This window comes from Clostridium arbusti SL206, assembly GCF_000246895.1.
Lineage (GTDB): Bacteria > Bacillota > Clostridia > Clostridiales > Clostridiaceae > Clostridium_I > Clostridium_I arbusti.
Genome location: NZ_BAEV01000078.1, coordinates 1 through 19296, shown reverse-complemented (window position 1 = coordinate 19296; position 19296 = coordinate 1). Strand labels below are relative to the sequence as shown.

Annotated in this window: 20 protein-coding genes; 1 reads left to right on the top strand and 19 read right to left on the bottom strand. The window is 29.9% G+C overall.

The genetic code is table 11. The features are described 5' to 3' along the window. Positions 1-450: 450 nt before the first annotated feature. Positions 451-1344 (top strand): thermonuclease family protein, encoded by an 894-nt coding sequence (locus RH99_RS13290; RefSeq protein WP_010239060.1) that lies wholly within the window; start codon positions 451-453, stop codon positions 1342-1344. 59 nt (positions 1345-1403) lie between these two features. Here the strand turns inward: RH99_RS13290 and RH99_RS13285 are convergent, their stop codons facing one another. The 19 genes from RH99_RS13285 to RH99_RS13195 form a co-directional block, all read right to left on the bottom strand. After that, complete coding sequence (locus RH99_RS13285) at positions 1404-1631, bottom strand: hypothetical protein (protein ID WP_010239058.1); 228 nt, start codon at positions 1629-1631, stop codon at positions 1404-1406. A gap of 373 nt (positions 1632-2004) precedes the next feature. Next, a complete protein-coding gene (locus tag RH99_RS13280) occupies positions 2005-2478 on the bottom strand; it encodes a hypothetical protein (protein WP_010239056.1) in 474 nt (157 codons plus the stop codon). A gap of 413 nt (positions 2479-2891) precedes the next feature. Beyond that, positions 2892-3152, bottom strand: coding sequence for a DUF370 domain-containing protein (locus RH99_RS13275; protein ID WP_010239054.1), 261 nt, complete (start codon positions 3150-3152; stop codon positions 2892-2894). Between the two features lie 321 nt (positions 3153-3473). Beyond that, entirely contained in the window at positions 3474-6794 is a 3321-nt protein-coding gene (locus RH99_RS13270; RefSeq protein WP_010239052.1) for an MMPL family transporter, read from the bottom strand. A 190-nt stretch (positions 6795-6984) separates the two neighbouring features. Then, positions 6985-7533 (bottom strand): TetR/AcrR family transcriptional regulator, encoded by a 549-nt coding sequence (locus tag RH99_RS13265; protein WP_010239050.1) that lies wholly within the window; start codon positions 7531-7533, stop codon positions 6985-6987. A gap of 163 nt (positions 7534-7696) precedes the next feature. After that, entirely contained in the window at positions 7697-8548 is an 852-nt protein-coding gene (locus RH99_RS13260) for a DMT family transporter (protein ID WP_010239048.1), read from the bottom strand. Positions 8549-8581: 33 nt separating this feature from the next. Continuing rightward, a complete protein-coding gene (locus RH99_RS13255) occupies positions 8582-8887 on the bottom strand; it encodes a hypothetical protein (protein ID WP_010239045.1) in 306 nt (101 codons plus the stop codon). Positions 8888-9047: 160 nt separating this feature from the next. After that, positions 9048-9656, bottom strand: a complete 609-nt coding sequence (locus RH99_RS13250; RefSeq protein WP_010239042.1) for a DUF3267 domain-containing protein — start codon at positions 9654-9656, stop codon at positions 9048-9050. A gap of 63 nt (positions 9657-9719) precedes the next feature. Next, positions 9720-10214 carry an HXXEE domain-containing protein gene (locus RH99_RS13245; RefSeq protein ID WP_035777017.1) on the bottom strand — a complete coding sequence of 165 codons (495 nt, stop codon included), beginning with the start codon at positions 10212-10214 and terminating at the stop codon, positions 9720-9722. Positions 10215-10276: 62 nt separating this feature from the next. Further along, complete coding sequence (locus RH99_RS13240) at positions 10277-10852, bottom strand: class I SAM-dependent methyltransferase (protein WP_010239037.1); 576 nt, start codon at positions 10850-10852, stop codon at positions 10277-10279. A 185-nt stretch (positions 10853-11037) separates the two neighbouring features. Beyond that, positions 11038-11286: a hypothetical protein gene (locus RH99_RS13235; protein WP_010239035.1), complete on the bottom strand. Its 249-nt coding sequence runs from the start codon at positions 11284-11286 to the stop codon at positions 11038-11040. Positions 11287-11462: 176 nt separating this feature from the next. Further along, positions 11463-11693, bottom strand: coding sequence for a DUF6054 family protein (locus RH99_RS13230; protein WP_010239033.1), 231 nt, complete (start codon positions 11691-11693; stop codon positions 11463-11465). Then, a complete protein-coding gene (locus RH99_RS13225; RefSeq protein ID WP_010239031.1) occupies positions 11684-12286 on the bottom strand; it encodes a TorD/DmsD family molecular chaperone in 603 nt (200 codons plus the stop codon). Before RH99_RS13225 ends, RH99_RS13230 begins: the two co-directional genes overlap by 10 nt. Before the next feature lies 1 nt (position 12287). After that, complete coding sequence (locus RH99_RS13220) at positions 12288-12875, bottom strand: DMSO/selenate family reductase complex B subunit (protein WP_010239028.1); 588 nt, start codon at positions 12873-12875, stop codon at positions 12288-12290. A gap of 156 nt (positions 12876-13031) precedes the next feature. After that, on the bottom strand, positions 13032-15347 hold the full coding sequence (locus tag RH99_RS13215; protein ID WP_010239026.1) for a DMSO/selenate family reductase complex A subunit: 2316 nt from the start codon (positions 15345-15347) through the stop codon (positions 13032-13034). A gap of 55 nt (positions 15348-15402) precedes the next feature. Then, positions 15403-16002 carry a sugar O-acetyltransferase gene (locus tag RH99_RS13210; RefSeq protein ID WP_010239023.1) on the bottom strand — a complete coding sequence of 200 codons (600 nt, stop codon included), beginning with the start codon at positions 16000-16002 and terminating at the stop codon, positions 15403-15405. Between the two features lie 178 nt (positions 16003-16180). Next, the gene (locus RH99_RS13205) at positions 16181-16642 is read right to left on the bottom strand and encodes a YbaK/EbsC family protein (protein WP_010239021.1); all 462 of its coding nucleotides are present in this window, start codon (positions 16640-16642) and stop codon (positions 16181-16183) included. Between the two features lie 347 nt (positions 16643-16989). After that, positions 16990-17361 carry a VOC family protein gene (locus tag RH99_RS13200; protein WP_010239019.1) on the bottom strand — a complete coding sequence of 124 codons (372 nt, stop codon included), beginning with the start codon at positions 17359-17361 and terminating at the stop codon, positions 16990-16992. A 108-nt stretch (positions 17362-17469) separates the two neighbouring features. Further along, a complete protein-coding gene (locus RH99_RS13195; protein WP_010239017.1) occupies positions 17470-19101 on the bottom strand; it encodes an MFS transporter in 1632 nt (543 codons plus the stop codon). Positions 19102-19296: the final 195 nt, after the last annotated feature.

Here is a 19296-nt window from a genome sequence, read left to right as displayed (position 1 = left end):
ACACCTAGTATAAGCACTACAATCGGCGGGCTATGCCACAGATCCAGGCTATGCTCAAAAGCTTATAGGGCTCATAAAAGAGTATAATTTAAATCAATTTGATAATGTAAAATAAGATAATATAGAAAGTATATTATTTAAAGGGGCTACTCTGTTCTTATCTCTTTGGAACAGAATAGCCCCTCTTTCCTATGTAAGCTTCAGTTTTCCCTTATCCCCTAATCAATTATTATAAGGCACATTCAAATAAATAACTAGTCAGTATGCTGGTATATTTTGACTTACTATTTATTTTCATATGCCTAAAAGTATTAAATTCCCTGTAGCTTTGCTAATATTATGATAATATAATATATATGAAAATTTTAAAATTAAGATATAGAAAATGAAAGGAAAAGCTTCTCATGAAAATGGATACATTTGACCATATTTTGAGTAGCAGAAAAACCAATGAAGATTAAGAATATAGTTAACAAAACTTTACTAGTCTCTGCCCTATTAACATTTTTATTATTTAATGCTGGATGTTCTGGTGAAAAAGTTAGTGCTGATTCATCTAAAAGCAATAGTACAAGCACCCAAGAGCAAAATAATACCGCTGCTGATGCTAAAATTAATAACAATACTAATACTGATGCTAAAGAAAAATCAGCTGATCTATCAAAATTTAATTTAAAAGAAGCTAAAGTGTCCCGAGTAGTAGATGGAGATACGTTGGAACTTTCTGATGGAAGTAAGGTAAGACTTATAGGAGTAAATACCCCTGAATCAACTACAAGAACAGAACCTTATGGTAAAGAAGCAAGCAACTATACCAAGAATCAGCTCACAGGGAAAACAGTATATCTTGAAAAAGACGTTTCTGAAACTGATCAATATGGAAGATTATTGAGATATATTTGGCTTTCCGTACCTAAAGAAATAAATGACTCAGAAATAAAAACAAAGATGTTTAATGCCGTCTTAGTAGAAAATGGCTATGCCGAAGTATCTACCTATCCACCAGACGTTAAATATAGAGATTATTTTACTAAATATAATGCTGAAGCAAGAAATGCAAAGAAAGGACTATGGTCTATAGACCCTAATGGAACTACTAAAGGAGATACTTCTTCCAGTGGAACCTCTACAAAGAGTTCATCGTCTAGTAGTACAAGCAGCACAAGCCCCAATGCTAATAATTCTACATCCCCTAAAGGATCTATAAAGGGAAACATTAATTCTAAAGGTGAAAAGATTTATCATGTTCCTGGTGGGCAATACTATGATAAGACAAATGCTGAACAATTGTTTAATACTGAGGCAGAAGCACAGGCAGCTGGATATAGAAAATCTAAAAGATAATTTTTATGTTTAAATAATAGTAGGTGTAGAATACTATTTCACACCTACTATTATTTAAATCATATGCCCTTTTTCTTTTGATGTACATTTGAATTTCTACTTAAATTACACTCTACTCCAGAATTCTTAACACTATAGATGACATTTACAATTGAACTCAATATCCAAAGAATTGCACCAAACCAAGTAACCATCTTTATATTAGTCCACACCCCAACAATAGAAATAGTTGCTGCAAATACCATAAAAATAATTCTAACTCTCAATACCATATGTTTTTTATTCACTTTTTACACCTCAAATTTACTTCTATAATTATCTTCAACTTGCAAGTAATTCAGCAAATAACAATACTCAGTTTTCTTTAGGCACATTCAAATAAATAACTAGTCAGTATGCTAGTCTATTTTGAATCCCACCGCGTCAACAGAACCCTAAGATAGCTCACTATCTTAGGAACCTATTTCCTTGTTGACTTCAAAATATACGTCGCATCTTTGTCTTGTTATTTATTTTCATATGCCTTATCAATGAATCTTATTATAATATGTGCATTTTTTAACTATATTATACTTAATAGGTTTAAATTTAAATTCATATCCATACTTTACAAAATCATATTAATCTTTAATAATAAAAATTTGCTGCATTAGTTAAAGATTATTGGTTTTTCTTAATAAAATAATTTAAAGAATCAAAGAAATCATTATTTCTAGTATTTAATAAGGAAAGATTTACTGCAACAGAGCGTTTATTTTTTCTATAAAATCTTAGCATGTAACTTGTTGAAAACCCAATCATTGATGGATTTACTACAAGCTGAGTATATTTTTCTTCATTAATACCTTCTAGCTCATTCCATTTGATAAATACATTAAACAATATAAAACTTTGAATTTTAATACCTTCTTCAGAAACTTCTACAATTGGTCTTTTATCAATTAATTTTACAAAGGTTGCTACTCCTAATATTATAAGAATAATTATTAAAATTTTAAGTATAACTTCTGCGGATTCAGTTATCATATCGGGATCATCTAAAATTTTTGTATAAATTAAATATATTAATCCCCATGAAAATATTGATAAAATAAGATATGTTATTCTTTTGGAATAATAGGATTTAGATTGCATAAAAACTACTCCTTTATATTAATATATTAAGATTACTTCTTAGAATATTATCTCACAGATTAACTGTAATTGAAATATATGGAGTATATATTTTCATTTTTATTAACACGAAAATAAGCACCAGTAATCTCTACTGGTGCTTAATCTATATTTTATTAACTGCTTAGGGGGGTAATTCTTATACTTATATAATAAATCATAAATAGCATTTTGTAAATAGTATTTATTATCTTTTAATATTTATTTTCTCACAAACAAAAAAACAAAAAAATACACCAGCATTTCTACCAGTGTAAAGTAAGGATTATTTTTCATGTCTATGTATAATAATATCACTCTTTTATTACAATTTTCTTTCCATATTGTGTATATTAAGTTAAATAAAAATTAAAATACCTTATACACAAAAGGCATTAGTACCTAGATGAAAGATTATTTTTCATATATCCTAAATTTTCAATTAATATTTCTCTACTAATTGAACTAAGTATGATCTTATTATCTTTAGTCAGTATTACAGATTCTGTTTTCCTTCCCATAGTGCAGTCTATAAGTTCATTACTTTTTGCATTTCGTATAATCCTCTTGATTGGTGCTGACAAAGGCTGCGTTATTTCTGATATCTTATCTGGACTAATATAATTATCAAATCCTATATTTAAAAGCTTATTCATACACTTCATCTCCTAAAAAAATGAATGGCACCAGTATTTCTACCAGTGCTTTTATTACCTATTATTATTTATAGAATATTCTTTACCATTATATAATATCTGAATATTGTTACAGTTTCTTTTCAAAAATGTGTCCATTTGTTTAACTATAGATTAATATATTTTTAACATAAGGCACATTCAAATAAATAACTAGTCAGTATGCTAGTCTATTTTGACTTACTATTTATTTTCATATGCCTAAAAGGACACCCTTATATGTTATTAAGGGAAACACTATCAAACAATTTAAATATAGTAGTTTAATAGTGTTTTTTCTAATTATGAAGCTTTACTATTTTGGATAGAATCAGTCTTGTTTTTATCTATTATCTTGCTTATCCAACCAGGCAAAGCAATAAGTGATGGTAAGAAAATTGGAAGTAATAATAAACTTAAAGCTGCAAGCCCTATAACTACGGCTATAGCAAGTTGAATTAACAATCTCACCCCAGAAGGTGCCATAGTAATAAAAGTACCTCCAAGTATTAATGCTGCTGACATTACTATTCCACCTATATTTCTTGAAGCTATAATTATTGCCTGATTTTTAGAAATATTTTTGCATTCTTTAAATCTCATCATCAGGAATATACTATAATCCACTCCTAAAGCTACAATCATAACAAAGGAGAAAAATGGCACATTCCAGGATACTCCATCAAGTTTAAATATATGGAATACTATGAAGTTCAGTAAAGAAGATGATATATAGTAAGCTGCCATTAAAGATATACTTATATATAATGATATTAAAGGTGACCTTATCACTAATAAAAGCACTATAAATATGGCAATTAAAACTATTACTTTTATAGTGTTTAAATCACTAAGTGCTATCTTGTTTAAATCATAATCAGAAGCACTAGTACCAGCAACTCCATAGTTTACACCTTTAAGGCTAGTTCCCTTAATAGAATTTGGTATTATATCATTAATATTTTTTGCAGTATTCATCGCTTCAGCTGAATATGGGTCAGAGTTTAAAACAACTGTAAGCTTAGTTATCTTTCTATCATCTGTCATGTACATATCTAATGACTGTTTAAAATCTTTAGAATTTAATTGTTCTTCTGGTAAGAAGAATGTTGAAGTATCACTTAATTGATTCAAATAATCATTTGTCTGACCAAGACCACTAGAAATAGCAGATAATCCACTGCTGCTTTGTCCTAATGCATCTTTTAATTCAGGTATACTTGAGGAAAACTTCTTAAGCATGTCATTAAGCTGAACCTGACCATCTTTAACCTGACCTAATCCTGAATTTAGTTTGCCCATATTTTGGATTATTTCATTCTGGCCATTTCCCCCTGCATGAAGTCCACTTGCTAAAGCTCCTGAACCATTCTGAAGTTGTGATAATCCAGATAGAACCTGATTTTGTGCATCATTTATCTTATTTAGGTTTGTTGTTATATCTCCAAGTTTTGAAGTAAGAACATCGTAATTTTGTTTAAATTGCTTAACCCCAGTATCAAGCTGTCCTGCTCCATTATTTAATCCAGTAATACCAGTGCTTAACTGTCCAACACCACCATTAAGTTGCCCTATTCCACCATTTAATTGAGAAATTCCAGAATTAATAGCTGAATAATTTTGTGAAATTCCACCTACAGCCATTTTTAGATTAGGGTCATTATTTATAGCCTCTTGAAATTGTGGATTTTTCTGCGCTTCTTCCTTAAGTAGGTCTACTAATTTATTCACATTGCTGGAACCTGTCTGTAATTCACTACCATGCTGCTGTAATTCAGTACCTCCTTTTTTCAGGTTATCCACACCAGATTGAAGTTGATTTACTCCATCCTGAAGCTTATTAACCCCCTGTTGAATTCCGCCATAAGCAGCTCCAAGTTTATCGTATCCATCATGAATTTGCGATACTCCAGAAGACAACTGCTGAGTATAACTTACTACTTGGGCTAGGCCATTTTTAGCTTGAACTATGCCTGCATTAATCTTATCTGCACCATCAGCCCCCTGTGAGATACCTGTATTTATTTTATCCATTCCTACCGTTATAGCAGTTAATCCATCTTGAACCTGTGAAGTTCCCTTTACAAGGTCATCAACTTTAGACAGCCCGGTTAAATTAACTGAGTTTAGATTATTGTTAATCTGCGTTAATCCATTATTTATTTTATCTACACCATCTTTAGACTTTGAAATTCCTTCCGTTACCTGTTGAGTTTGTTTTCCTATATAAAGTAAATCAATAGGATCAGATAATGGCTCGGTTACACTAGATACAGACTTAACTCCCTTAACATTTTTAATTTGCTTAGTTAAATTGTCAATTACAGCTAAATCAGAATTATTATTCATTGGTTTATCATTTTTAAGAACTACTGTAGTGGTTAATGCTTGACCTTTTCCAAAAGAATCAGCAACTAGGTTAAAACCTTTTACAGATTCAACAGATCCACTAAGTTCATTTATTGTATCATAGGAATACTTCTGAACATTAAACAGAACTATTGGAATAAGAATAAGAATTATTATTATTGAAACTAAAGCTGGCTTTTTTACTGAAAATGAGGTTGCCTTTTCCCAAAACTTACTTGGCTTGTGATCAGTAACCTTTTTGGATGGCCAGAAAAGTTTCACTCCAAGAGTTTTCATTAAAAAAGGTGTAAATGTGAGTATTTCAAGCAAAAGTATTATTACACCAATAGCAACGCAGTTTGCAGACCGATACATCCCAAACTTAGCAAAGCTAAGACTTAAAAAGGCTATAAAAACTGTCGCTATACTAAAAACTATTGTTTTTCCAGCAGTTTTATATGTGTTTATAATTGCCTCATCTATTGAGCTACTTTTTGACATTTCATCTTTAAATCTATTAAATAAGAGAATATTATAATCTGTTCCAATACCAAACAGTATAAGTACAAGCACCATTTGGGTAAGTGACGAAACAGGATAATTAAATCTATAGACAAACTGCCCTACAATGGCCATTGAAACAATATAGGATATCCCTACCGCTAGTAGAGATATAACCGGAGTAACGATTGACCTAAACATGATTATTAATACAACTAATATAAAAATTATAGTAAGCATTGCGCTTTTATCAACACCATTGGAAATAACTCTTATATAATCATCATTTATAAAATCTGTTCCCGTTAAATAATAACTTGTATTAACACCTTTAAGCTTCTTTTTAAAATCATTCCTTATATCACTTATTTCACGTCCATTCTTATTAAGTCTAAAGCTTACCATAACAGTTTTTTCATCTTTTGAAATTAACTTTGACTTAATATCTGGAGTATTAAATGGATCCAGCATATCACTTATGCCAAGTTCCTTTGAATTATCTCTCATAGTATTTACTCCAGCTTTTATATTGTCCATATCACTAGAGCTCAATTTATTTTTACTATTAAATACAATAAGGTCCGGATTACCAGATGTCTTATTCATTTCCTTTAAGATATTATCAGCTTTAACAGACGGATTATCATCACTTAAGAATTGTTGTCCTTTTTCTCTAAGTACTTTATTTAAATCTGGTAAATACACTATTGATAATACTATAGCAGCAATCCATACTGCGAATATAACCCATCTGGCTTTTATAATTTTATGCACTTTTCCTTCCCCCTTATGATGCTCTTTAATCTCTTTAATATTCCCATCCTTTAGTACTAACTGATTTTATGTATGATTATGATTAAATTTATCCCATGACTAGTTTCTGTAATACTTCAATATACTAAATAGGCAGAAACCAATATAAAATAAATTTTATTTTTACTAATCTTCTAAAAATGGTTTAAATCTACTTAAGGATGCCATTTAATGCTATTTTAATAATGCCATCAATAATTTCATCTATAGTCAAATTGTTATTGACAAGAAAATCATAATCAAAAAATATGTCACTAATTTTTTCAATTAACTTACTTAAAATTCTATAATCTATATCCTCTTTAATCTTTCCATCTTTCATTGCATCCTTTATTAATTTTTCTATTATATCTAATTTAAAATCTTTTAATTTCTGTATTTCTTCCCACTGCTCGGGATAATATAATTTAGCTTCGTTAATAATATTTATAGGTATCTTATGTTCATTATTTGAACAGACAATCTCATGAAGTTTATCATCAAACCTTCCTTCATGATTAACGGCTTCAATAGTGTTCTCTCTGCATGTTCTTATAACTTCATTAAAATATTCCTTAACTATTTCGTCTTTACTATGAAAATATTTATATACAGTTTTCTTACTGATTTTCAATTCTAATGCAATTTCATCTATAGTAAATTTTTTCAAACCATACCTTTCTATTTTTGAAGCTGCCACACTTAGTATTTTATCTTTCATATTCACAACTCTCTTTACTATAATCTTTGGAAACTATATTAGTTTAATTAGTTTCCATGTAGTAATAATATACTCCTACTAATTGATTGTCAACTCTAAGTTTACAAAGGTTTGTAATGTAAACCTTTAGATTGTATCTCAAAAATACAAGCAAACTATAAACTTATTTAGATTTAATAGTTGAGTAAAAAACAGTACTCAAAATAACAATTCCTCCTAAAACTTCTCTTAATGTTGGTATTTCTTTTAATAAAAAAGTAGCAAAAATGATACCATAAACGGGTTCAAGGCTAGAAATAATTCCTGCTGTTTGTGTTTTAATATTTTTTAAACTATTTATAAATAATAGGTAAGAAACTCCAGTAAAAACTACCCCTAATAAAACCAGTAAAAATATGTCCTTAGGCGCAAAAACAGGTTTCTCAAAAAAGAAAAAGGGAATTAATACAATTGTAGCTACAAACTGCTCATAAAAAGCAATTACCGAACTTGAATATTCTTTTACATATTTTCTGTTAAGCATTGAAAGAACTGCATAAGTGAAACCAGATACAACTCCCCATAGAGCTCCTTCAGTTAAATTATTCCCCAATTCAAATTTGGGAATTACAAGCACTACTCCTGAGAATGTAATAATTGCAATTACAATATCTGATAATTTAATTTTCTCTTTAAAAAAATATGGTTCAATAAAAGTAACGAAAACAGGAAATGTAGAAAATGTAAGTAATCCTATTGCTACCGTAGATATCTGAATGGATTTAAAAAAAGTACTCCAGTGAATTGCTAAAATTACTCCCATTATTATCAAATAAAAATAATGACTTTGTCGTTTTAGTTTTATTTCTTTCTTAAGATAAAACATTAAAATCAATAAAAAAGCACTTGAAAATAATACTCTTCCAAGGACAATTATTATTGATGGTAAAGATAGTAATTTACCAAATAAGCCTGATAAGCCGAATAAGAAAACTGCTAAGTGAATTTGTGTTAAACTTTTATTTGTTGTTTTCATATGATTTTCTCCTGATTTAATACAAACCTAATCTCATCTTACTAAATGTTTTTTGTTATTCCAAAGTTGAAGTCCTATAAAAATAAATAGTAGTGGCATAGATATTAAAATCATTCTGTAATCATTTGTTTTAAATAGTATATAACTTACAATTCCAAAATAAACACCTGAACATATACAAATAAATTTATATATGTGAATATATTCCTGTTCCTTTAATATTGTTTTAGTAAAAAGTTTTGCAAATTTAAGTATAATATGGCTCTTTAACATAAATCCAATGAAAATACATAAAATGCTCATAATAAGATATAAATATACTGTATTAATAATATCCATTTTACTTACTCCTCCAATTTATTTATTGAAGTTACTCAATATCTTTTTCAAGTACATATTTTATCTTTCTCACTACCATATCATCCATTTATCAAACATCCTAAAAATAATAAAAATCAATTTATAAATACTCTACTCTATAATCATTTAAAAGGTATATTTACTTAAAATATGTTTCAAATCCATTGTTGATAATAAAGCTATTTTTAGGTACTTGAACCATAATAAGAATTAAATTCAAGATATCAACAGATGAAGCCATTGCATTGACAATAATAAAAAATACAATGAAACCATTTAGAGAATTACAGACTCCCAAGATAATTGGAAGCACCATAGATAATAAAACAAATGGTGCAATTGAAATCATAATAAATCTATTTTTTACTATCTTTTCTGTTGTAGCTACAAACCCACCATTTAATGTAATTCCACAACAGGTCTTATCTGATTTTATGAAGTTAGGAATAAATATCATATGAAACAATTCATGCACTATAAGTAATATAAATATTGCTATAATGAAAAATATTATATTAAAAATGTTTATACTTATAGAAAAAGATCTTTTATCAAGAATATCTACCCACGGACTGTAAAATTGATTAATGATTAAAATACTAATTAAACTATTTATAAACATTAGTGGTATAGATACTAACATAGTAGTTAATAAATTTTTAGGTTCTTTTATTTTTATCCAGCCATGAGAAATCAATTTATCTGATAATTTTTTATCTATAGGAGGTATTTCTTTAACAAATTTCATTATGCGCTCCTCTTTTTGCAATATTTTATTATGGAACCATTTAAGAATCTTTTCTATTATCTGTTAAATATAATACAAAAATTTTCTCCCCATTCTAAATAATATTGGAATAATTGAAAGTAAAAATACTCCAACTATTATAATAGATAAGAGTAATATATAAAAATTAATAATCCCATTATTTATAGAATTAACTATTATTAAACAATCCACTGGAATTTGTAACGAAACCCCAGTTATTAAACCTGGAGAATATTTTTTAAGAAAAATAGTCGCAATAAGGTGTGGAAATATAGTATTAATTATCATTGCCCCAACAAATCCAAAATAAAAATATTTTAACAATAATACATTAGGGAAAAATATAAATAAGCTTGTACACAAATATGCAATTAGAGTAATTACTAATACTGCAAAATGAAATTCATTTTTTTCTACTTGTTTATGGAATTTCATTGCATTTTTGGACCACTGTGGTAGCCATAAGGCTTCTTCAATATTATGCAACGCTATTGAAAAAAGAAAGAGTAAAAATATATTAGATTGATTAACCACCATTTAATCCTCCTACAGTTTTAATTATAATAGTTACAACATTTAATGAACAATATCTTATTATTTCATATTAATTTTTTCCTACGAAAAATATAAGTAACAAAAAATCCTCTAATATCTTGATTTTCAATATACTTAAATAACTCAAATGAGTTATTTATATCCTCAAAATCAATTGATTGAATTAAATCTTCTTTTCTAATTTTAGAGTCAACTTTATGCTTACTTCCAAAACCGCTAACAAATAAAATACCATCATCATTTATATGATTTTGAAGTTCTATAAGTTGGTCTTTGTTTAATTTATAATGATTAATTAAAATATTATCAAATATGCCAACATTCCTTAATGAATTTGGAAAACTTAAATCTATTTGTTTTGTGGTAACAAAATAATTGCTTCTTTTTGAGAACATCTTCAGACGAGCAAGTGCTTTATCACTGAAATCAACTCCTGTTACTTCAAAACCACTTTCAATTAGAAATAAAGTATTTCTACCATCACCACAAGCAATATCAAGAACAGACCCTTTTTTAAAACAGTTTATATTTTCAACTAATGACTTTTCAGGACTTAATGGCTTATCACTTCTATTAGAAAATTTTTCATCCCAGTATTCTTTATTCCCAATATACTCCATTTTAAAACCTTACCTTTTATGTATTTCTCAATAAATTACTATAGCACCATTTACAAAAATTGCAAAATAATTATAATGTATCCAACAGCCATCACTGGAAAGATAATAATTTTTTAACATACAAAAAAATAAGTACTAGTAATTCTTTACCACTACTCAAAAAATTCATTTATATAATATAAGGTTTAATGTATATATAGTGCTACATAAATTATTCCTATTATAATAGATACTATAGCACCTATCTCTAAATGTGATTTATTGGATTTTATAATACCTAATATGCTAAAAGCAATAGTAATAGCTGGAACCACTACAATCGCACTTCTAAAAATCATATGGAGTAGTCCTCCACACATAACTAATAATACAGCCAATATACATGAAATCACAACAAATTTATTACTTGTGTTTTGCTTAATAACTTCTGACATAATCCATCCCCCTTTTGGGTTAGTTTTAATAATTATAGACTATATTTTATAATTAGTAAATATATTACAAAATGAAATTAAATCTTACGAACACATTTTTCAAATAGAAAAATTTCTATACAAACCTATATTTAAATGTCTAAAAATCGCATGTCCCTTTACATCTTTTATATTTATCAGCTATTATGTTCAGATATGATATTCTTACTTAGTATATTTTCTACTTCTCCAATAAAACTATCGCCTGCTCCCCAATCGAAGTTAAAAAATATACCCTCTGAACTTGCTGTTGATATTACTCTCACCTTTGTACTACCATCAAAATTATCAGCAATAACAACTAAAGCAACTCTATTTTTTACTCTAAAGAAATACTTTTCAAAAACTAATGTTCCTACTAAAGACATTTAAGCACATTATTAAGCTCCACTAAATCCCCATGGAACCACATTACTATAATTTCAGAAATATCCCTCCAAAATTTAGTCTTTGAGTTTTTAGCTACATCCTTATTCCATTTTGTTGTCCAAGATAATAGATGCTTAGTCAGAAAATCTATTTGACCTTTAATATTTTTCTTAACATCTTCTAAATTTTCATAATCTATAATAGAACATAGTCTTGACATAAACGCTACCTCAAAAGCTAAGTGATCTGCTGCTTCCCTTTCAATAACATCTAATCCAAAGCTTCTATAGAACCTGCGAACTTGCAATTCAGATTGTCCAAATAACAATCTGTCCTCATTTTCATAAACAGACTCCCAAGGTGGTGCTAATATACGTGTTGGTCCGAAAAATAATCTTTCATAATCCTCTATGAATACTTGTCTATTATTTTTAATTTCTTCTACAATATCTCTGCTATAACCCTTTTCAATTAAAAAATCTTTAAATACTGGAGCTTCATTAGAAATTTCCAATACCTTATCTAAATCTCCACGATAAAGTGCAGACAGTATGGCATAAATAGCTTGTCTTCTTATCATAAGATCTTTCACATCATTCAGCTCCTTTTATTGCATCTTCATGAGGAGTAATTACCAATGCAGGATCAGTTATACTTGCTTTTGGCATACCTTCCGTTTCGGAAATATGTCCATACTTTTCACGAAGCTCTTCTAGAATTCCATAGTTAAGCGCCCTCATTGGACAGGATGACACACAGACAGGATCTTTCCCCTGTTTCAATAAATCCATGCAAAAATCGCATTTATTAACCTTTTTAGAAACCTTATCATATTGAGGTGCTTCATAGGGACAGGCTTTTATGCAATTTTTACAGCCTATACACTTTTCCTTATCTATACATATAATTCCATCTTCTTCTCTCTTCTTAATGGCTCCTGTAGGACAATCTTTCATACATACTGGATTTTTACATTGATTGCAACTGATAGAAATCCAGAAGGCATATATATTAGGTATAACAGCTTGTCCTTTTTCTACAAAGTCTCCACCAGAAACTTCATAAACTTTTCTAAACTGCTGGCCTACTGGGAGATTGTTTTTATCCTTGCAGGCTATTTGGCAAGTATTGCATCCAACACAATAGTTTTGCTGAAAATAAAATGCTAGTTGTTTACCCATGTTTGTACCACCTTCTAATTTTAAGTTTATCCAATGACTAACCGATGTAATATTCCCGCCTTCTTTATAAGCACAGGATAGCAGCGGCACAGCCTTAGACAATTCATCTAAACTTAGTGAGAAAAACAAACTCTCACTAAATGAGATTCATTGATATTAAGCCTTAACTACCTCTACCAAATTAGTGTGAGACGGATTTCCAAAGGCTAGCGGAGTTGGATGATATTTTGTAAGAGTGTTAATACAGCCTCTTCTATCAATCCCATCCTTATCAGGAGTCCACCATGCCCCTTGAGGTATAGACACCACCCCTGGCATAATCCTTGGTGTAACTTTTGCAGACAAAACTACTGTACCCCTACTGTTAAACACCTTTACTTCATCTCCACTTTTAATACCTCGTTTTGAAGCATCTATGGTACTAATCCACATTTCCTGTTTCCCTGCCTCTTCCATCCAACTGGTGTTGTCAAAGGTAGAGTGGACACGGCGTTTATAGTGATGTCCAATACATTGGAGGGGATAGATTTTCTTCATAGGATCTTCCGGTCCCTCCCACGCTGGTACATACTTAGGAACTGCTGGAATTTCAGAAGGATTGTTCATATCCCATAATCGCTTTGAAAAAATCTCTATTTTACTTGATGGTGTAGGAAAAGGACTATTTTTAGGATCTTTAATATGATCTTCAAAGGCTATAGAAGGCTTATTATAGTTCCATCTGTATATTCCATCTTTCTTAAACTCATCAAAGGATGGAAAACCAACATTTTTCTTGGCAGTTTCTTTAACCAAATATTCCATCCATTGATCTATGGACTTTCCCTCTGTAAACTCATCCTTAAGTCCAAGTCTATCCGCTAAATCACTGATCCAATCATAACCATTACGACATTCAAATACTGTATCCACTGCCTTATTCATGTATATCACATAGTCTCCAATGCCCCAAGGGGTCACAATGTCGTCTCTCTCCATCATATTGTCTGCAGGCAAAAGTATATCCGCAAACTTAGCACTTGGAGTTAGAAAGTGGTCACTGAGTACTATGAATTCTACGAGATTTTCATCTTCCAATATTTTAGCTGTTCCATTGGAATCAGAATGCTGATTTACAAGAGTGTTTCCGCCTAGATTAAACATGAGCTTAATATTTGAAGATAGCTTTTCTACACCCTTCACACTGAGATCTGCGCCCATTCCATTTCCTCTTATAATGGCATCAGGCCAGCCGTATACAGAAATCTGAGATTTATTGGGATTGAAGCATGGAATTGATGCAACAAATTCCTGACGAACAGGATACCCCGTACCAGAAGCCCATCCACCATTGATTCCTATATTTCCAGTTATGGCTGCAAGCACTGTTCCACTTCTTGTATATTGTTCTCCATAGGCATGTCTCTGTGGTCCAAAGCCTTCTATTAATGCAGCAGGTTTATTTGTAGCGTATTCTCTTGCTAATTCAACAATTGTTTCCCTTGGTATCCCTGTTATAGCTTCAGCCCAAACTGGAGTTTTTGGTGTTTTATCTTCACTTTCACCCAATATATATTCCTTATAAGAATTACCCTGTGGAATTCCAGAAGGCATATGCTCTTCATCAAAGCCTAAGCAGTATTTATCAAGAAAATCTTGATCCTGCAAATTTTCTGTAATTATAACATAGGCCATGGCATCTAGTAAGGCACTATCTGTAGTTGGACGAATTGGAATCCATTTATCAGCAAGACCTATAGCCGTGTTTGAGTAGATTGGATCAATACTTATAATTCTCGCTCCAGCTTCCTTTGCCATTTTTAAATAATAAGCTGTATTAGTACCATGAATGGTTTCCGCTGGATTAAAGCCTAATAGAATAATGAGTTTTGAATTTTGCCAGGTATCTCTGCTACTGCCAGTATAAATAGTTCCGAATGTATATGGTGTTGCAATTTGTGTACAAGCAGTACTGTAACTACCATAATAATCTAGATAGCCGCCATACATTCCTAGAAGTCTTTTCATCCAAGTTCTTTCTGCTACTCTTCCTGCATTACCAGTGGCATACTGAACATATATTGAATCTGGGCCATACTTTTTCATAATACTCTTAGTATTCTCTGCAATTGTGTCTATAGCTTCTTCCCAGCTAATACGTTTAAATTTTCCTTCTCCTCGTTTACCAATTCGTTTCATAGGATATTTCAGCCTATCGTGATTATACATACGATTCCTGTAGGAACGACAGCGAAGACACCCTCTCAGTTGAGGAGTTTCCCTTGTATCCTCTATATCATCTTCCGTAGAAATTCTCACAACTCGTCCATTCTTAACATGAGCTTTTATAACGCATCTTCCACCACAATTGTGAGATCCTGAAGTTCTAATAATCTGTTCATCATTTTCATTGATTTCATCTTTAGAATTAGTCACATAGCTATGAAAACCATCTTCTTCAAGTAAATACTCTATTAATTTGAAATTTTCCAATTTACATACCCCCTTTCTTAATTAACCTTTTAAAATCATTTTTAACACCTGAATTTTATCTTTCTATTTTAAGTTTTTTAAAATAATACTGTTTGTCCTCCTCAGTAATTTGTCGTATTACTTTACAAGGATTTCCCACAGCTATACAATCAGATGGAATATCCTTTGTTACCACGCTGCCAGAGCCAATAACTACATTATCCCCAATTGTAATATCTGGATTTATAATAACTCCGCCACCTACCCACACATTGTTACCTATAGTAATTGGAAAGGCATATTCAAATCCCCTGTTTCTAGGCTCGAAATGTATAGGATGTCCTGCTGTAAAAAGACTTACATTTGGTGCAAACAACACATTATCTCCAATAGTAACCTTAGCGCAATCTAAAATAGTGCAATTATAATTACTGTAAAAATTCTCGCCAATAGATATATTATATCCATAATCACATCGAAATGGTGGCTCTATAAAAAATTCATTACCCGTATTACTAAATAATTTTCTTATGATTTCATTTCTTTTTTCAACTTCTCTTGGTCTTAAATTGTTATAGTCAAATATCAATTCCTTCGCATATTGGCGCTCCCCTAATAACTCTTCTCCAAAAGCTTCATATAGTTCTCCGTTAATCATCTTTTCTTTTTCTGTCATATAAAATCCCCACATTCAATACATCATCTTTAATTTTAAATTTATACATAGACTAAATAATATATTCCATATGCATCGTAATCAAATTATACATTTATCCAATTATAATTAAAAGTTGGTTTTATATAAAATAATTATTTATATGCAGACAACTTATTATAATTATTTGTTTTAATTTCTAATAGGTGCACACATCTATCCAGATAGCATTAGTTAATTCCTCAATTTTATTGGGTGCTATCTTTAAAGCTGTAGTTTTAGAACCTGCCGCAGGATAAATATATTTAAAATTCCTTAAGGATTCATCAATAAATATTTCTACATTATCTTTAACACCAAAGGGACACACGCCACCTACAGGATGCCCTATTTCTTCTTCAACTTCATCAAAACTAAGCATTTTTGCCTTGATTTTAAAATACTCTTTAAATTTTTTATTATTCACTTTAGCATTCCCTCTGGTAACTATTAACACATTTCTTTCCTTTACCTTAAAAGCTAAGGTTTTTGCAATAAATTCCGGTTGAACCCCTATAGTTTTCGATGCAAGATCTACCGTTGCTCCACTCTCTGGTAGTTCAAAAACAGGATCTTCAATACCTCTATCTATAAAAAATTTTCTTACATTTTCCACACTCACAATTATCACTCCTGTATATATGAATTTTATTAATATTATACTCTCTATTACACAGTTTTCCTATTGATTTTATTCGATTACTAGTGATTATAATACTCCACCTTATAAATTTAAAACTGCAGATAACAGCTGTACGTGCCTAGATAATTCATCCAACCTTAGTGGCAATACAGACTCCCTCTAAGTAAGATTCATTGATACTTATTGTTTTTTCCTTAACACTATAAGTATGTTACTATCACCTAGTGGTCAAATAAAAAAATCATGACATTAATTTCTATGTCATGATTTTTTAAATTACTATACAGTTTTAACTTTTCTTATATAACAAAAGATTATATTTATTTTTATTCCTTTATTAGATGTATAGCAAATCCTGCCACCTCATCTTTTAAATAAATAAGTGTAAGATTTCCGTTAGAATCATATTTTTCAGAATTAGCATCAAAAATATATCCCATGTCTTCTAAATACGCCTTTCCCTTACAAACATCTTTTACAGAAATCGCAATATGTCCATTAGTACCTCTTCCATTACCTTTCATTATTTCTATCATAGGTCCTGCAAATACTGACTCTTTTTTATCAGTCATAGGAAATCCAAAAAGTGTAATAAAAAATTTTGCTGCTGACAATGCCTCTTCTTCGTTTGATGAATTGATTCCTAAATGAACTACTTTAAAATTCATATCCTGCAGCTCTTTTAATTTTTCTTCCATGTTACATACCACCTATCTTTTTTATACTATTATAACAAATAATATCATATATAAAAATTAAGCCTGCCTTAAAAAGGTGGGCTTAATTTTATTGTTTTGGCACATTATCTATTTTACTCTCTTGTCTGTGAACAGTCCGAATATTGAAAATACAAATAGTATAATATAGGATACCCTAAATGTATTATTGAAAGCCTTACTAATTTCTTTATTTCTTACATCCTGACTATAATTAATTATATTTAATACCTTACTCTTTTGCTGCTCTAAACTATTTAACACAAATGCTCTTCGTCCCTCTGGAGTTTTAGCAAGTAACTTTTTACCTTCTTCATTGATATTTTTTACTATATCCTCTTTTGAAAAAGAGCCTGAATCACTTTTCATATTATCTATTTTTATTAGCATCTTATCTTTAATATCAGTATTCAAAGTTTTATCCATGCTTATCTCATGTTTCACATCATCCTTAATATTAACAACTGCATTATTTACATTAGTATTTAATATACTTACAAGAATTGCTACTCCAACACATGTACCAATTTGCCTTCCTGCATTAATAATACCAGAAGCCATTCCACTTTTTTCTAGTGGTAAATATTTTATTGCTGAAGATATTGACTGAACAGAAAATCCAAATCCAAATCCGAAAACAATGAGTATCAGCCTTATATTCAAAATTGAAGTATTATTATCTATATGAGCAAGACCAATAGTCGCAACTGATATAAGTATAAGTCCTAAAAAATTAATTATTCGTGTTCCTAACTTATTAGATAAAAAGCTTCCTAGAGGTACGCTTACTGCTCCACTTAATGAAAGTGTCATGAGTATTAAACCGGACTTTAATGCTGAATACATCAATATTTTTTCCAGATAAAAATTCAATATGAGTAAAGGGGCAGCTATCCCAAAGCCACTCGTCATATAGCAAATACAAGAAGTTGTAAAAGTACTCTCTCTAAATAAATTCAATGGAAGCATCGGCTCAGAAATTTTGCTTTCAACAATTAGAAATATAATCATTGAAATTACAAAAATAATGAATAGAATTATTATACTAGAAGAATTCCATCCATAATCTCCACCTTTAAGTAGTGCAAAGGTTAAACAAAATAAACTTACAGTTAATAAAACAGTACCTGCTATGTCTATTTTCTTTGAAACCGTATTGTCAAAGGATTCATCCAGAAATATCACTCCTAAAAATATAGCTATTATACTCAAAGGAACATTTACATAAAATATAGTTTTCCAATTTAAATATTCAAGCATTACTCCCCCAAGTGGTGGACCTGCCGCAGCGGCTAATGCTGTGATTGCTCCCGATATCCCTATTATAAAGCCTCTCTTTTCCTTTCCAAAAATATCAATACCCAATGGTATAATCACGGGTGTAAGAATTGCAGCACCAATACCTTGAATAAATCTCATGATAATTAAAAATAGAATTGAATTAGAAACTCCACATAAGCCTGAAGCAGCTCCAAAAATTATAAGTCCAATTATAAAAACTTTTTTTCTTCCAAATTGATCTGCAATTTTAGAACCTATAATAAGAAATACAGAAAATGAAAGCAGGTATCCCGTAGCAATCCAGCTTATATTATTGATACTTTCATTGAAATAATTAGCTATATCCGGAAGTGCTATATTTACTATAGTACTATCCAAAATACTTAAAAAGCATCCAATAATTAAAGCAGTAAATCCTAAAATAACTTTATTTTTCTTCATAATATCCCTCCTGATAACTTTTCTCTATTGATAATTGACACTATGTTCATTATAATTTAATAAGGAATATACAAACAATGTGCAAAAAAATCAAAAGTGTACATTAACTAAGCCCATATTCAGCAAATAATCTTCTTAAGCATTGATATAACTAGATATACTTACAAAAATTTTTTATAAAGAAAATTAAGCATT

Bases quoted from the DNA above. Each gene is read 5' to 3' on its own strand.
- RH99_RS13245 (WP_035777017.1), bottom strand. From the start codon at position 10,214: ATGGTGGTTAATCAATCTAATATATTTTTACTCTTTCTTTTTTCAATA.
- RH99_RS13240 (WP_010239037.1), bottom strand. From the start codon at position 10,852: ATGGAGTATATTGGGAATAAAGAATACTGGGATGAAAAATTTTCTAAT.
- RH99_RS13265 (WP_010239050.1), bottom strand. From the start codon at position 7,533: ATGAAAGATAAAATACTAAGTGTGGCAGCTTCAAAAATAGAAAGGTAT.
- RH99_RS13290 (WP_010239060.1), top strand. From the start codon at position 451: ATGAAGATTAAGAATATAGTTAACAAAACTTTACTAGTCTCTGCCCTA.
- RH99_RS13250 (WP_010239042.1), bottom strand. From the start codon at position 9,656: ATGAAATTTGTTAAAGAAATACCTCCTATAGATAAAAAATTATCAGAT.
- RH99_RS13275 (WP_010239054.1), bottom strand. From the start codon at position 3,152: ATGAATAAGCTTTTAAATATAGGATTTGATAATTATATTAGTCCAGAT.
- RH99_RS13280 (WP_010239056.1), bottom strand. From the start codon at position 2,478: ATGCAATCTAAATCCTATTATTCCAAAAGAATAACATATCTTATTTTA.
- RH99_RS13255 (WP_010239045.1), bottom strand. From the start codon at position 8,887: ATGGATATTATTAATACAGTATATTTATATCTTATTATGAGCATTTTA.
- RH99_RS13230 (WP_010239033.1), bottom strand. From the start codon at position 11,693: ATGTCTTTAGTAGGAACATTAGTTTTTGAAAAGTATTTCTTTAGAGTA.
- RH99_RS13195 (WP_010239017.1), bottom strand. From the start codon at position 19,101: ATGAAGAAAAATAAAGTTATTTTAGGATTTACTGCTTTAATTATTGGA.
- RH99_RS13235 (WP_010239035.1), bottom strand. From the start codon at position 11,286: ATGTCAGAAGTTATTAAGCAAAACACAAGTAATAAATTTGTTGTGATT.
- RH99_RS13220 (WP_010239028.1), bottom strand. From the start codon at position 12,875: ATGGGTAAACAACTAGCATTTTATTTTCAGCAAAACTATTGTGTTGGA.
- RH99_RS13210 (WP_010239023.1), bottom strand. From the start codon at position 16,002: ATGACAGAAAAAGAAAAGATGATTAACGGAGAACTATATGAAGCTTTT.
- RH99_RS13200 (WP_010239019.1), bottom strand. From the start codon at position 17,361: ATGGAAGAAAAATTAAAAGAGCTGCAGGATATGAATTTTAAAGTAGTT.
- RH99_RS13260 (WP_010239048.1), bottom strand. From the start codon at position 8,548: ATGAAAACAACAAATAAAAGTTTAACACAAATTCACTTAGCAGTTTTC.